Origin of the sequence: Streptomyces cucumeris, from assembly GCF_024295805.1 — a bacterium.
In the GTDB taxonomy this organism is placed as follows: domain Bacteria; phylum Actinomycetota; class Actinomycetes; order Streptomycetales; family Streptomycetaceae; genus Streptomyces; species Streptomyces cucumeris.
In genome coordinates, this window is sequence record NZ_JANCLX010000004.1 from 210,146 (window position 1) to 224,349 (window position 14,204).

At 70.9% G+C, this 14,204-nt stretch carries 13 protein-coding genes; 3 read left to right on the plus strand and 10 right to left on the minus strand.

The features are described 5' to 3' along the window. Positions 1-5: 5 nt before the first annotated feature. The 3 genes from NMK44_RS07880 to NMK44_RS07890 all read right to left on the minus strand — a co-directional run bounded on the left by NMK44_RS07880 (position 6) and on the right by NMK44_RS07890 (position 3,617). Complete coding sequence (locus NMK44_RS07880) at positions 6-1,748, minus strand: threonine/serine exporter family protein (RefSeq protein WP_302887953.1); 1,743 nt, start codon at positions 1,746-1,748, stop codon at positions 6-8. A 175-nt stretch (positions 1,749-1,923) separates the two neighbouring features. Next, on the minus strand, positions 1,924-2,655 hold the full coding sequence (locus tag NMK44_RS07885; protein WP_254739805.1) for a DedA family protein: 732 nt from the start codon (positions 2,653-2,655) through the stop codon (positions 1,924-1,926). 191 nt (positions 2,656-2,846) lie between these two features. Then, positions 2,847-3,617: a MerR family transcriptional regulator gene (locus NMK44_RS07890; RefSeq protein ID WP_254739806.1), complete on the minus strand. Its 771-nt coding sequence runs from the start codon at positions 3,615-3,617 to the stop codon at positions 2,847-2,849. A 142-nt stretch (positions 3,618-3,759) separates the two neighbouring features. On the opposite strand from NMK44_RS07890, the gene leuE reads away from it, so the two are divergent. Further along, positions 3,760-4,443 carry a leucine efflux protein LeuE gene (leuE, locus tag NMK44_RS07895; protein ID WP_254739807.1) on the plus strand — a complete coding sequence of 228 codons (684 nt, stop codon included), beginning with the start codon at positions 3,760-3,762 and terminating at the stop codon, positions 4,441-4,443. Positions 4,444-4,504: 61 nt separating this feature from the next. Beyond that, positions 4,505-5,926 (plus strand): glutamate decarboxylase, encoded by a 1,422-nt coding sequence (gene gad, locus NMK44_RS07900; RefSeq protein WP_254739808.1) that lies wholly within the window; start codon positions 4,505-4,507, stop codon positions 5,924-5,926. Positions 5,927-6,247: 321 nt separating this feature from the next. Here gad and NMK44_RS07905 read toward each other — a convergent pair whose 3' ends face one another. The 7 genes from NMK44_RS07905 to NMK44_RS07935 form a co-directional block, all read right to left on the minus strand. Then, on the minus strand, positions 6,248-7,510 hold the full coding sequence (locus NMK44_RS07905) for a hypothetical protein (RefSeq protein WP_254739810.1): 1,263 nt from the start codon (positions 7,508-7,510) through the stop codon (positions 6,248-6,250). Positions 7,511-7,586: 76 nt separating this feature from the next. Then, positions 7,587-8,414: an ABC transporter permease gene (locus tag NMK44_RS07910; protein WP_254739812.1), complete on the minus strand. Its 828-nt coding sequence runs from the start codon at positions 8,412-8,414 to the stop codon at positions 7,587-7,589. Continuing rightward, positions 8,411-9,418: an ATP-binding cassette domain-containing protein gene (locus NMK44_RS07915; RefSeq protein WP_254739814.1), complete on the minus strand. Its 1,008-nt coding sequence runs from the start codon at positions 9,416-9,418 to the stop codon at positions 8,411-8,413. The genes NMK44_RS07910 and NMK44_RS07915 overlap by 4 nt, the downstream gene beginning before the upstream one ends. Before the next feature lie 137 nt (positions 9,419-9,555). After that, the gene (locus tag NMK44_RS07920) at positions 9,556-10,179 is read right to left on the minus strand and encodes a PadR family transcriptional regulator (protein ID WP_254739816.1); all 624 of its coding nucleotides are present in this window, start codon (positions 10,177-10,179) and stop codon (positions 9,556-9,558) included. A 92-nt stretch (positions 10,180-10,271) separates the two neighbouring features. After that, positions 10,272-10,823, minus strand: a complete 552-nt coding sequence (locus NMK44_RS07925; protein ID WP_254739818.1) for a DinB family protein — start codon at positions 10,821-10,823, stop codon at positions 10,272-10,274. 115 nt (positions 10,824-10,938) lie between these two features. Further along, on the minus strand, positions 10,939-12,396 hold the full coding sequence (locus tag NMK44_RS07930; RefSeq protein WP_254739820.1) for an aldehyde dehydrogenase family protein: 1,458 nt from the start codon (positions 12,394-12,396) through the stop codon (positions 10,939-10,941). A gap of 89 nt (positions 12,397-12,485) precedes the next feature. After that, on the minus strand, positions 12,486-13,349 hold the full coding sequence (locus NMK44_RS07935; RefSeq protein WP_254739822.1) for a Sco1979 family transcriptional regulator: 864 nt from the start codon (positions 13,347-13,349) through the stop codon (positions 12,486-12,488). A gap of 303 nt (positions 13,350-13,652) precedes the next feature. Here NMK44_RS07935 and NMK44_RS07940 point away from each other — a divergent pair, with 303 nt between their 5' ends. Beyond that, positions 13,653-14,165 carry an ATP-binding protein gene (locus NMK44_RS07940; protein WP_254739824.1) on the plus strand — a complete coding sequence of 171 codons (513 nt, stop codon included), beginning with the start codon at positions 13,653-13,655 and terminating at the stop codon, positions 14,163-14,165. Positions 14,166-14,204 lie beyond the last annotated feature (39 nt).

The window sequence follows — 14,204 nt, forward strand, 5'->3', positions numbered from 1 at the left end:
GGGGGTCAGAAGCCGCGGGTGCGCTTGGCCGCACGGCGGTCGGCCGGCTCGATCCCGGCGCCCGGCATCCTGAGGAAGAGCCGTGCGGACTCGTTCCCCAGATTCACCCCGATGGCGATCGCCAGGGCCAGTGCGGCCGCTTGGGTGAGATGGGAGACCCCGCGGTCCAGATTGCCCTGTGCCAGGGCCAGCAGTCCGAAGTAGGTCGCGCTACCGGGCAGCAGCGGACCGATCGCCGCCGTGACGTAGGGCAACGCGGAGGCGAAGCGGTAGCGGGACAGGAGCTGACCGAAGAGGCCGACCAGTCCGGCGGCCACCGTGGTGGCGGCCACTTCCGGGACGTCCGCGGTGTCGGCGAGGGCCGCGTAGACCACCCAGGCCACCCCGCCGTTGAGCGTGGCGAACAGCACGGTGTGACGTTCCTGCTGGAGCAGGATCGAGAACGTCAGGGCGAGCAGCATCGCCGCCAGTATCTGGATGTACGGCCGCTCCACATGGCGCAGCGCCGCCTCCGGGTTGAGCTTGGCGTCCAGTTGCAGACCGCCGTACAGCACCGTGAGCACCCCGCACACGATGCCCACGATGAGGTAGCCGACTTCCAGGAGCCGGGCCGCGGCGGTGATGTAATAGCCGGTCAGCCCGTCCTGGACACCCGCGACCAGGGCCCGTCCCGGGATCAGCGCGAAGAGTCCACCGGTGATCACCGCGGACGCCTGGAGCCCGGAGCCCACCAGGCTGAGCGCGACGCCCATCGCGGCCGGCGGCATCGCCGCGGCCACGAACTGGTAGAACTCCGGCAGCCCGCGCCCGGAGGCCAGCCACGCCAGCCGGTCGCCGAGCATCGCGCCGACGGCCGCGGCGAAGAACACCGGCCATTCACCGCCGACGAGCATGCTCGCCGCTCCGGCCAGTCCGCCGCCGGCCACGGTGAGCGCCCAGCCGGGGTAGGGGTGGCGGTTACGGCGTATCTCGGCCAGCCGCCGGTACGCCTCCTCCAGGGTGATGTCCTCGTGGGTGGTGATGTCGTCGACCAGCCGGAAGACCGCGGAGAGCCGGGTGTAGTCGGTGCCCCGGCGGCGCACGGTGCGGCTGGCGGTGACCGGGTCGTCCACCAGCGACGCCTGGTAGCTGACCGACAGCAGGGTGAAGGTCACCGTCGGCTCGCAGCGGTCCAGCCCGTAGGCATGGGCCACGCCGAACATGGCCGCCTCCACGTCCTCGGCCCCCTCGCCGCCCGCGAGCAGCAGCTCGCCGATACGGAGGGTGAGGTCGAGCACACGGGGCACCGCCGGGCCGGTGTCGTCCTCCGACCGTTCGACGCGCTCGGGGAGCGGGCGCTCGCCGAGCGGCATCCGCAGCATGGTGCGCATGCGGTCCTGCCAGGGCGCGTCCTTGGTCAGCCGGACGACGGGCATCCCGCCGGGCGGGGTGAAGGCCGCGAAGCCGCCGGTGGTCGAGTTCCCCCCGGGATGGGCCTTCATCCCGCCGGGCGGGGCGAAGGCGGAGCCCTCGGGCTCGGCGGCGGGCTCGGCCGCGAACCCCTCGGGGACGGCGAACTCCGATGTCGGGTGCTCGTCCTCGGGGGCCGGGGGCAGTGGTAGGCCCAGAGGCGGGGTGAAAGCGCTGTGCGCCTCGTCGGACTGCGGCTTGCCGTTCCCCGCCGCGTCCGTCTCCGCGGTCCCGCCGCGCTGTCCCTGCTGTCGTTCCGACCCCACGTCTCCTCGCTCCTCGCCAGCCTCCCCGTGCATTTCCGGGCGGTCCCGCGCCGATACGACAGGGGCCACCGCTGCCCATTGTGCGGGGCGGTGGCCGGCTATCGGGAGTGGGGGCGGCGCTGGGGCCGATGTGAAGCGGGGGGAAGAGAAGCAAAAAGGGGTGAACGGGGTGTGACCGGCGCGGACGGGGACCCTGGGGCCCCGGGGGTCAGCGCTTGGCGTGCCGTCCGCGCGGGGCCTGCGGAGGCGCTCCGGCGCCCGGCCGCCCCCCGGACGCGTCGGACGCGCCCTGCTCCGCCCCTCCGGCGGCTGCGGCCTTCTTGGCCTTGCCGCGGGCCCGCAGGAACTCGATGGCGATCGGGATCACCGACAGCAGCACGATGCCGATCAGGATCAGCTCGATATGGGCATGGACGAATTCCACCTTGCCGAGCGCCGCACCGAGCAGGGTGACGCCGGTGCCCCACAGCACACCGCCGATGACGTTGAAGATGATGAAGGAGCGGTAGTTCATCCGGCTCACGCCCGCGATGATCGGCGTGAAGGTACGGACGATGGGCACGAAGCGGGCCAGCACCAGCGACTTCGGCCCGTACTTCTCGAAGAACTCGTGGGCCTTCTCCACGTTCTCCTGTTTGAAGAGCTTGGAGTCGGGACGGCGGAACAGCGCCGGGCCCACCTTCCGGCCGAAGAGATATCCGGCCTGGTCACCCAGGATCGCGGCGAGCGAGATGGCCGTGCACACCAGCCACAGATCGTGCTTGATCACATCGGTGGTGACCAGCAGTCCGGTGGTGAACAGCAGGGAGTCGCCCGGCAGGAAGAAGCCGATGAGCAGGCCGGACTCCGCGAAGACGATGACGAGGACGCCGAGCAGACCGAAGGTCTCGATCAGATAGTCCGGGTCCAGCCACTGGGGGCCGAGCGCGAGAGTGGTCACGGGTGACAGGCTCCTGGGTCGAGGGGTGCAGGCTCGTGCGAGGCCCGGCCGCAGGTCGGGGCGGACTGGATGCGGGGTTCTTCGCAGTGTGCCGCCCAAAGCTATCAACGCCGGGTGCCCGCCCTTGGTTCCCACCGGTCCGGGAGGCGCGCCCGCGGGCCCGGGGAAGCCCCGGGCCCGCACCGTACGGCTCAGCCGGGAGTGTGTCCCGCGCGCTCGGCATTGGCCAGGATCGCGGCCCGGAGGTAGGCGGCCAGCCCCGGCTTGATGGCGTCATAGGTGGCGGTGAAGCGCTCGTCCGCCACGTAGATCTCGGCCAGACAGATGTGCATCCCGTAGTCGCAGTCGTAGGACCAGCGGACGATCTGCTGGCGGTGTTCCTCGGCGAGGTCCATCGCGGCCTCCGACTCCGGCGGGGTCCCGGCCTCCAGGAGGGCGGCGAGGGCGTTGTTGAGCCGTTCCCCCTCCGCCTTGATCCGCAGCAGGTCGTCCTTGCTGTAGGTCGCGTACCGGCGCATCGACTCCCGGTACGCATCGGTGTGGCCCCAGCGCTCCTGGGCCTCCTGTGCGTACTGCTCGGGGTCGTTGTCGCCGAAGACCTCGAACCTCTCCTCCGGGGTCAGGTTGATGCCCATCTTCCGTGCCTCCATGGCGTGTTCGACGGCGGCGGCCATCTGCCGCAGCCTCTCGATCCGTTCGGTCAGCAACTGGTGCTGATGCCGCAGGAGTGCCTGCGGGTCCGCGTCCGGGTCGTCGAGCAGCACCGCCACCTCCTCGAGCGGAAAGCCGAGCTCCCGGTAGAACAGGATCTGCTGGAGCCGGTCGAGGTCGGCCTCGTCGTACCGCCGGTGCCCGGCCGGGCTGCGGGCGCCGGGGCGCAGCAGTTTGATCTCGTCGTAGTGGTGCAGGGTGCGCACCGTGACGCCCGCGAAGGCCGCGACCTGTCCCACGGAATAACTCATGTCCGCTTCCGCTCTCCTGGTGTCGGTACCGGTCGTGCTCCCGGTACGGGCTCCACGCTGCGCCCTCACCTCACGTGAGGTGCAAGTCCGTATCGCGAAACCCGGATGAGGAGGGATTCCGGAGCCTGGCATCCTGCTGATTGTGCTCGGGATAACGGATCTATCGACCTATCTGGCGGGCCTGGCGCTGATCATCCTGCTGCCGGGGCCGAATTCGCTCTATGTGGTGTCCGTCGCGGCCCGCCGCGGCCCCCGCGTCGCCTATCAGGCGGCGGCGGGCGTCGTGTGCGGGGACGCGGTGCTGATGGCGCTGTCGGCGGGGGGCGTGGCCTCGCTGCTGCACGCCAGCCCGCTGGTGTTCACCGTGGTGAAGTTCGCCGGCGCGGGCTATCTGACCTGGCTCGCGGTGGGCATGCTGCGCGGGGCGCGGGCACTGTGGCGGCGCGGTCCGGGGGCCGTCCGGGCCGTTGACGCCGATGCCGGCGAAGCCGGTGGCGCGAGCGGCGCGACGGGGACCAAAGCGGAGCGGCCGTACCGCAGGGCCCTGGTCATCAGCCTGCTGAACCCCAAGGCGATCCTCTTCTTCATCTCCTTCTTCGTGCAGTTCGTGGACCCGGAGTACGCCCATCCGGCGCTGTCGTTCGTGGCGCTGGGCGCCTGGGCGCAGCTCTTCAGCATCACCTATCTGTCGGTGCTGATCTTCGGCGGTACATATCTCGCGGCCACCTTCCGGCGGCGCAGGCGGCTGACCGCCGGTCTGTCGGCGGGCGCGGGCGCGGCGTTCCTGGGCTTCGCGGCGAAGCTGTCGCTGAGCAGCGCGGGGTAGCGGTACGGGACAGCGGCGCGGGACCGAGCCTTACGCCCGATATGCCCGTATTTTCGGGAAGATGGCACTTCATCGAGGCTCCAGCGTCAGACACGGCAAGGAAGAGCGGCCCGGCTTCTCCGTCAATCCGTTCTACGGCGAGGCGGACCCGGTCAGCGGTATGGCCGCCGAACCCCCGCGCCACCGTCTCCCGGACGGGCCGATGGCGCCCTCCGCCGCGTATCAGTTCGTCCATGACGAGCTGATGCTCGACGGCAACGCCCGGCTGAACCTCGCCACCTTCGTCACCACGTGGATGGAGCCGCAGGCGGGCAAGCTGATGGCCGACTGCCGCGACAAGAACATGATCGACAAGGATGAGTACCCGCGCACCGCCGAACTGGAACGGCGCTGTGTGGCGATGCTCGCCCACCTGTGGCACGCGCCCGACCCGGAGTCCGCCATGGGCTGCTCCACCACCGGCTCCAGCGAGGCGTGCATGCTCGCCGGGCTGGCCCTCAAACGGCGCTGGGCGAAGCGGAATCCGGTGCGCTACCCGGCCACCGCCAAGCCCAACCTGGTCATGGGCGGCAATGTCCAGGTGTGCTGGGACAAGTTCTGCAACTTCTGGGAGGTCGAGGCCCGTCAGGTGCCCATGGAGGGCGACCGGTTCCACCTCGACCCCCAGGCCGCCGCCGACCTCTGCGACGAGAACACCATCGGTGTGGTCGCCGTGCTCGGCTCCACCTTCGACGGGTCCTACGAGCCGGTGGCCGAGGTGTGCGGGGCGCTGGACGACCTCCAGGAGCGCACCGGACTGGACGTACCGGTCCATGTGGACGCGGCCTCCGGCGGAATGGTGGCGCCGTTCCTCGACGCGGAGGTGGTGTGGGACTTCCGGCTGCCGCGGGTCTCCTCCATCAACACCTCGGGCCACAAGTACGGCCTGGTCTACCCGGGGGTGGGCTGGGCGCTGTGGCGCACCCCCGAGGACCTGCCCGAGGAACTGGTCTTCCGGGTCAACTACCTCGGCGGCGACATGCCCACCTTCGCGCTGAACTTCTCCCGGCCCGGGGCCCAGGTGGCCGCCCAGTACTACACCTTCCTGCGGCTGGGCCGGGAAGGCTTCCGCGCGGTCCAGCAGAACTCCCGCGACGTGGCCTGCTCGCTGGCCGACCGGATCGAGGCGCTCGGTGACTTCACCCTGCTGACCCGCGGCGACCAGCTTCCGGTCTTCGCCTTCACCACGGCGGACGGGGTGCGGAACTTCGATGTGTTCGACGTCTCGCGGCGGCTGCGGGAGTGCGGCTGGCTGGTGCCCGCGTACACCTTCCCGCCGAACCGCGAGGACCTGTCGGTGCTGCGGGTGGTGTGCCGCAACGGCTTCTCGATGGACCTGTCGGACCTGTTCATGGCCGATATGAGCAGTGTGATGCCGGAGCTGCGGGCCCAGGCGAAACCGCAGGAGCGGCCGGAGTCGGAGGCCACCGCCTTCCACCACTAGGTGCATTGGCCCGGAGTGCGGGTGGGGGGTGGTGTGCCCGGGGCCTACGTGCGCGACCGGTCGCCCGATCCCGACAACGCGGCGGGCCGCGTGCCGGGCGATGCGAGCCCGGCGGGGCGGTGCCAGCCCGGCGGGGCGGTGCGGACAACCGCCCAGGCGCTCCGCGGGACGTGCCACGCGGTGCCATCATGCGTCCGCGTCCACGGCCGCGTCGTGGCTCGTCTCGCCCACGCGGCGGAGCCGCACACCGGCACAGCCCGCGCCCCTTCGGGGGCGCACCTCGCACCGCATACCGGACTTCGGCGAGGCCGCCCGGTCGGGTCAGCCCGGCTGGGTCGCGGTGCCGAGCAGCAGTCCGGCCCTGCGGCGCACCGCCTCCAGGGCGCCGGGTCTGCGGCCGGGCACCCGGCCGCGCAGCTCGATCAGCCGCGGGGCGAGGGCACCGGCCCGCGCCGGGTCCGGGACGAACTGCCACTGGTGGTGTGCCCGGTCCACGGCCCCCTCGACCTCGGGGTCCCCGGCCGGTTCCCCGTTGCCCAGCCGGGCGTCCGCCACCGCGAGCCACAACTCACAGGCGCGGGCCGGGTCCCCGGCCAGCCGGGCGAGGTCGGCGCGCACCTCCAGCCAGTGGATCGCCTCCGGGGAACGGGGTCCGGCGGCGCGCAGGGCCTCCTGCTCCCAGGCCGCCGCCATCGAGGCGGCCTCGCTGTGCCGTCCGGCGTGGGCGGCCTCGAAGATGGCGGCGTGCGGATCCGGCACCACGACGGCCCCCGGAGCAGATGGCGCCCGACTCGGTGCGGGTACGGCGTCCTGGGGTGCGGGACAGCGCAACGGAACGCCCGGCACCGCTCCCCCCGGGCGCGGAGACGTTTCCCCTGAACCGTCCAGCAGCAGGACGGACCCGCCGCCGAGACCCGCCTCGGCCACGGCCCGTTCATGCAGCCGGGCGTACGGCGGCACGGCGTCCGGCGCACCACCGGCCGTACCGCCCGCCGCGCCGCGCAGCACGTCGGCCAGCGCCCGGCTGTAGAGCGGCGCCGCGAGCTGCCGCTTGGGCGGGGCCGGGGCCACCGCGCCGTACAGCGTCAGCCCGGCGGAGAGCCCGCCGGGGCCGCCCGCGGATCCGGACAGCCCCGGCCAGGCCGTCTCATCGGCCACCAGATCGGCCAGCACCGTGGTGCTGCCGGACGGCCGCCGGGCGAGCTCCGAGGCCAGCCAGTGCCACGGCAGTGCCGTGTACCGGGCCGTCCGCGGGGTGGTGCGCGCCAGTGCCAGATGCGGTAAACGCTGCTTGGCGTCCACGGTGAGCTGGCCCGCGAGATAGATCAGCACCGGGCCCTGATGGGCGGCCGCGGTCCGCAGGTGGGTGAGGACGGTCTGCGGGTCGGCGGGGTCGACGAGTTGGACCACGCTGGCGCCGCCGGGCGTGCCCAGCAGCGCGGCCGGAGGCACCGCCGCGAGCTGTGGCAGCGCGGCGGCCGCGTCCATCAGCCGCTGCTTCCCGGCCGGTCCGGCCGCGATCAGCAGGGCGTAACCCGGCCCCCCGGCCCGCTCCGCCCCCGTGCCCACGCTGTCGTTCCCCATACCTGCACCGTATCCGCAACCGCCCACCACCGGTGACGATGTGACGGAGGTGGTACCCGGGCCGGGGCCACCGCCCTCAGTGGCTGAGCCTGCGGAAACGTCCCACGGCGAGCGGGAAGAAGACCGCCAGCAGGAACAGCGGCCAGCAGACGGCGAGCAGTCGGGCGTGCTCGGCGGCCCAGGAGCCACCGCCCCCGGCGCCCGGGATCCCGAACAGATCGCGGACCGCCGCCGCCGTGGCCGACATCGGGTTCCACTCCGCGACCGTCCCCAGCCACGCGGGCATGTTCTCGGGCGCGGAGAACGCGTTGGAGAGGAAGCCGACCGGCCAGACCAGGATCTGCACGGCCTGGACCAGTTCCGGACGTCCGGCCACCATGCCCAGGTGGATGCCGATCCACAGCATCGCGAACCGCAGCCAGAGCAGCAGCCCCACCGCGTACAGCGCGTCGCCGAGCCCGTCGTGCCAGCGCCAGCCCATCGCCAGGGCGACCCCGATGAGCACGCACAGGCTCAGCGCGGACTGGAGCATGTCCAGGACGCTGCGCCCGACCAGCACCGCGGACGGGGCCATGGGCATGGAGCGGAAACGGTCGATGACGCCCTTGTTGAGGTCCGTGGTGACCGCGAGCATCGTCCCCTCCAGGCCGAAGGCCATGGTGAGGGCGAGCATCCCGGGCACCAGGTACTCCTTGTAGTCGCCGCCCCCGGGGACGGTCATCCCGCCGCCCAGGAAGTACGCGAACATCAGCAGCATCATCACCGGAAAGACCAGGTTGACGACCACCTGGACGGGCCGGCGCGCCCAGTGGGCCAGTCCGCGGCGGGTCATGGTCCAGGAGTCGGCGAGGGCCCAGTACAGGGTGTTCGCGGGCCTCGCGGTGGTGTCCGTCGCGGCGCTCATACGCCCGCCCCTTCCTTGGTGGTGTGGTCCGTGCCGCCGTCCGCGGCGCCCTCGGCCGCGCTCTTCCCGGTGAGGTGGAGGAAGACCTCGTCCAGGGTGGGGCGGCGCAGCACGATGTCCTCCGCCTCGATCCCGGCCGCCGCGAGCGCCCGTACGGTCCCGGTGAGCGCGGCGACCCGGTCGTCCACCGGTGCGCCGATCCGCCGCCGGTCGGTGTCGGTCTCGATGGCGTCCGAGCCGGTGGCCCGGCCCACGAGCGGGACGGCGGCGTCGAGTTGGCGCCCGTCGCGCAGGACGACCTCGATCCGGTCCCCGCCGATCCGTGCCTTGAGCTGGTCCGCGGTGCCCTCGGCGATGGACCGGCCGTGGTCCACCACGCAGATGCGGTCGGCGAGTTGGTCGGCCTCCTCCAGGTACTGGGTGGTGAGCAGCACCGTGGTGCCGCCGCCGACCAGGGAACGGACCGCGTTCCACACCTCGGTGCGGCCGCGCGGATCGAGGCCGGTGGTCGGCTCGTCCAGGAAGAGGACCCGGGGCCGCATGATGAGGCTCGCGGCCAGGTCCAGCCGGCGCCGCATACCGCCGCTGTACTGCCCGACGGCCTTCTGGCCGGTGTCGGTGAGGCCGAACCGCTCCAGCAGCTCCTCCGCGCGGGCCCGCGCCGGGCGGGCCCCCAGGTGGTACAGCCGGCCGAACATCTCCAGGTTCTGCCGTCCGCTCAACTCCTCGTCGACCGCGGCGTGCTGGCCGAGCAGCCCGATCCGGTAGCGGACCTGGTCGGGATCGCGCCGTACGTCGTATCCGGCGACCTCGGCCCGGCCGCCGTCGGGCCGCAGCAGGGTGGCCAGGATCCGCACACAGGTGGTCTTTCCCGCCCCGTTGGGACCGAGCACGGCGTGCACGGTGCCCGCGGGAACGGTCAGGTCGAGTCCGGCGAGAGCCGGTTTTCCGCCGTAGGTCTTCCGCAGTCCTTCGACCACGATCGCGGGATCGCTGTCGGCCAAGGTCTTCCCCTCTCACACATCTGATCACGGTAATCAAATTTGACTACGTGCCCCGGGAGGGTAATCCCCGACCCGGGACTAGTCAAACTTGATTAATCGATGAATCCCACAGACCCGTCATCGGGTCGGTCGTCGGTCTAGTGGCTCTCGTCGTGGTCCGGCGGGGAGGCGTCCACCAGTACGTCGACCGAACGCTCCCCCTCACCCGCCATCACATACGCCCCGCCCTCAAGGCGCTCGATCAGCCCGCGGGTCCACTCGGCCCCGCTGTCCGCGGAGTGCAGCCAGAACTTCATGATCTCGCCGATATGGCCCCACTCCTCGGGCGTGCCCTTGGCGGGCATCCAGTGCCGGGTCACCTCTTCCCGCCACCCCTCGAGCGCGGCCACCCGCTGTTTGAGCAGACCGATGGCCTCGGCCCGGGTGAGGTCCACGATGAACCCCACCCCGGCCGTCAGTTCGTCCAGCTTCTGACCGTGCTCCAGCAGGGACTTCCGCAGCAGCCGGAAGTACTCCTCCTCCCCCGCCGCGGTCAGTTCGTACTCGGTGCGCGGGGGGCCGCCCGCCGTGCTCGGCGCGATGTCATGGGCCCGCATCAGCCCTTGTTTCGCCATCTGTTTGAGCGCGTGGTAGATCGATCCGGGCTTGGCGTTGGACCACTCGTGCGCGCCCCAGAACTCCAGGTCGTTGCGGACCTGATAGCCGTGCGCCCGCCCGTGCTGGCGCACCGCTCCCAGCACCAGCAGCCGGATCGCTGACATCGCCCGATCTCTCCATCCTGCCGTCGTCCCCGCGGCCCTCTCGCTGCCGTCAAGGCTAGACGCGACGGGCCGGGCGGGGCGGACCGGGCGGATCAGGAGGTGGCGGAAGGGTCACCGGTCTCGTCGATGAGGACGAAGGCGGTCTTGCCGTCGAGGGTCTCCCGGATGATGTCCGCATGACCGGCGTGCCGGGCGATCTCCTGGATCAGGGTCAGCAGCAGGAAGCGCATCGACCGCTCGCTGCCCTCGGGGAACCACGGGGCCCGGGGCAGCGGAAAGGTGCCGTTCAGGTCCGGCAGCGAGCGGATGAACTTCTCGGTGCGCACTGCCACGTCGTCCCAAAAGGCGAGCAGCCCCTCGACGCTCTCACCCTCCTCCAGCACAAAGCTGAGGTGCCAGTTCTCGTGGTTGCGCACGATGCTGTGCGGTACGCCCCTGGCGTCCTCGACCCAGCCCTGCTCGACCTCCGCCACATGCTTGAGCAGCCCCGCCAGCGACAGCTCGCTCGCGGCGGGCGTGCTGTTCGCCTGCTCGGCGGTCAGCCCGTGCAGGGCCCGGCGGACGGCGCCGCGCTGCGCCTCCAGGAAGCCCAGCAGGGCGCCGGCCTCGTCACCATGGGCTTCCTGGCTCACCAGAGTGGGCATGGGGTCCGCCTTCCGTCGGTTCCACCGGCCGGGATGTTCCGGTCGGTTGATGTCTTCGACAGTAGAAGGCGATGCGGTCAGCTTCTGTCCTCATCGAAGACCCGAGTCCAGGGCGTCAGAACGGGAACTGGCTCCGGCCGTGCTGGATGGAGATCCACTTGGTGGTGGTGAAGTCCTCGATCATCGACTCACCGTTGAGCCGGCCGAGACCCGAGTGCTTCTCCCCGCCGAACGGCACGATCGGCTCGTCGTGCACCGTGCTGTCGTTCACATGGAACATCCCGGTGTGGATGCGCTGGGCGAACCGCACCCCGCGCTCGATGTCGCCCGTGTGCACCGCACCGCTGAGCCCGTAGTCCGTGTCGTTGGCGATCCGGACGGCCTCCTCGTCGCCGTCGAACGGGATCAGCAGCACCACCGGGCCGAAGATCTCCTGGCGCAGGACGGCCGAGCCCTCCGGCACTCCGGTGAGCACGCTCGGCTCCATCAGCGTGCCCTGGGTGCGCCCCCGCAGCAGCGCGGTGGCGCCCTCGGCTATGGACTGGTCGACCAGGGAGCCGATGCTCTCGGCCTGGCCCTCGTTGATCAGCGGCCCGATATGGGTGGCCGGATCGCCCGGGTCGCCCACCTTCAGGGAGCTCACCTTGGCCACGAATCGCTCGGTGAACTCCCGCTCCACCGCGCGGTCCACCAGCACCCGGTTGGCCGCCATACAGACCTGCCCCTGGTGGACGAAGCGGCTGAACACCGCCGCGTCCACCGCGTAGTCGAGGTCCGCGTCGTCCAGGACGACCAGCGCGCTGTTGCCGCCCAGCTCCAGGATGGACCGCTTGAAGTGGGAGGCGGCGACGGTGGCCACATGGCGGCCCACCCGGTCCGATCCGGTGAAGGAGATGACCTTGGGCACCGGATGCTCGATCAGCGCGTCACCGATCTCCGCGATGTCCGTGACCACCACGTTGAGCAGTCCGGCGGGCAGGCCCGCCTCCTCGAAGAGCCTGGCCACCAGACCGCCGCCGCAGATCGGGGTGTTCTGGTGCGGTTTGAGGACCACGGCGTTGCCCAGGGCCAGCGCCGGGGCCACCGACTTCAGCGAGAGCAGGAAGGGGAAGTTGAACGGGCTGATGACCCCCACCACCCCGACCGGCAGCCGGTAGAGGCGGTTCTCCTTGCCGTCGGCCGGGGACGGGAGGATCCGCCCCTCGGGGCGCAGTGCAAGCTGGACGGCCTCCCGCAGGAACTCCTTGGCCAGGTGGAGTTCGAAGCCCGCCTTCACATGGGTGCCGCCGCACTCCGCGATGATCGTCTCGGTGAGCTCCTTCTCGCGGTCCTCGATGATCCGCAGCGCCCGCTCGAAGACCTGCCGCCGGGCATAGGGGTTGGTGCCGCCCCACTCCGGCTGCGCCCGCTCGGCCGCCCGGTAGGCGAGGTCGACCTCCTCGACGGTGGCCACCGTGATGGAGGCCAGCTTCTCCCCGCTGTAGGGGTTGAAGTCGACGATGTCCCAGGACCCGTTGCCGCCGCGCCACTCACCGTCGATGTACTGAAAGGCCAACTCGGAGAAGTAGGACATGCCATCCCTATCCGGAGGACGCGGCGGCGTACACCGACACCCTCACACGCGTGGGGGGTTTCCTGATGACATGTCATCCTACTGATGCGTCAGACTTCGTGAAGGAGGTCTCCGAGCAGTTCCCGGCTCTCGTGCGGGGACAGACTGTCCTCACCCAGCCGCCCCAACACCCGCTCGTACTGTGCCACTTCATCGCGCTTGTCCAGGTAGAGCGCGCTGGTGAGCTGTTCCAGATAGACCACGTCGGGCAGGTCCGACTCCGGGAACCGCAGCAGGGTGAACGCCCCGCTCTCCGCCGCGTGTCCGCCGAAGGAGAACGGCATCACCTGGAGGGTCACATTGGGCTGTTCGGAGACGGCGATCAGATGGCGCAACTGGGCGCGCATCACCTCTCGGCCGCCGTACGGACGGCGCAGCGCGGCCTCGTCCAGCACCGCATGGAAGGCCGGGGCCCGCTCGGAGACCAGCAGTTTCTGCCGCTCCAGCCGCAGCGCCACCCGGCGGTCCACCTCGGCGGCGGGCGCCTGGGGCTGGCCGCGGGTCACCACCGCGTGCGCATAGCCCTCGGTCTGCAGCAGTCCGTGGATGAACTGGAGTTCATAACAGGCGATATGGGATGCCGCACCCTCCAGACCGACATAGGTCTGGAACCAGCCGGGCAGCACATCGCCGTAACTGTGCCACCACCCGGTGAGGTTGGCCTCGCGGGCGAGACCGAGCAGCGCCGCGCGCTCCGCCTCGTCCGTGACGCCGTAGAGCGTCAGCAGATCCTCGATGTCGCGCGCCTTGAAGCTCACCCGGCCCAACTCCATGCGACTGATCTTGGATTCGGAGGCACGGATCGAGTAGCCCGCCGCCTCCCGTGTGATGCCACGGGACTCGCGCAGCCGCCTGAGCTGAGAGCCCAGGAGGATACGGCGCACCACCGATCCACTCGACTCGCTTGCGGTCATCTGCGTGACCCTCCCTGTACGGAACTCACCCTTCCGAGGCGACCCCGCGGCCCCTGGAGCTGAAGTCTGCCACTTCCCAGGTTCCACGCTGTACACATGCCGTCACTCAGCAGGGCCATGTACGCATCATTCCGCAGGAAGAAAGCCATGTAAATGCGGTCACTACCCCGCAAACAAGCTCCGTGCACGTGCATCTGCCCTTGCATCTGCTCGACGCATTCGGAACCATAGGCTTAGCGCACGTGCAAGCTCGTACGAGATCTGGCCAGGGATCGTCACGGCCACGGATGCAGGAGTGCTCGCATGGGGAGCGAAGGTTCGACCCTGCTGGAGCCCTTGTGGCGAGGGCTCCCTCCGATCGACCCCTCCTCCGTCTCCGGATCCGTCTCCTACGCCCTGCCCTCCCGCTTCGAAGCGGTCCGCGGCGCCCGGAAGTTCACCGGCACCACCCTGCGGCAGTGGGATCTGCCCGAGCTCTTCGACGAGGTGGCGCTGGTCGTCTCCGAGCTGGTGACCAACGCCCTGCGGCACGGCCTGCCCAGCGGGGTGCCCAGCGCTCTCACCGGGGGCCGGGGCGACGGTGACGGCGATCCGCAGGTCCGGCTCCATCTGATGCACTGCCCCTCCCGGCTGGTGTGCGCGGTGCGCGACCTCAGCGAGGACGGACCGGTGGCGGGTGAGGCGGACTGGGCGGAGGAATCCGGCCGCGGGCTCCATCTGGTGGAGTGCTTCGCCGACGGCTGGGGCTGGCATCCGCTCGCGGGGACGCTGCGGGGGAAGGTCGTCTGGGCCCTGTTCCAGCTACCGCGCCACTGACGCCCCTGGCCGAGAGTCCCGCCGGGGACCGTGCCCGGG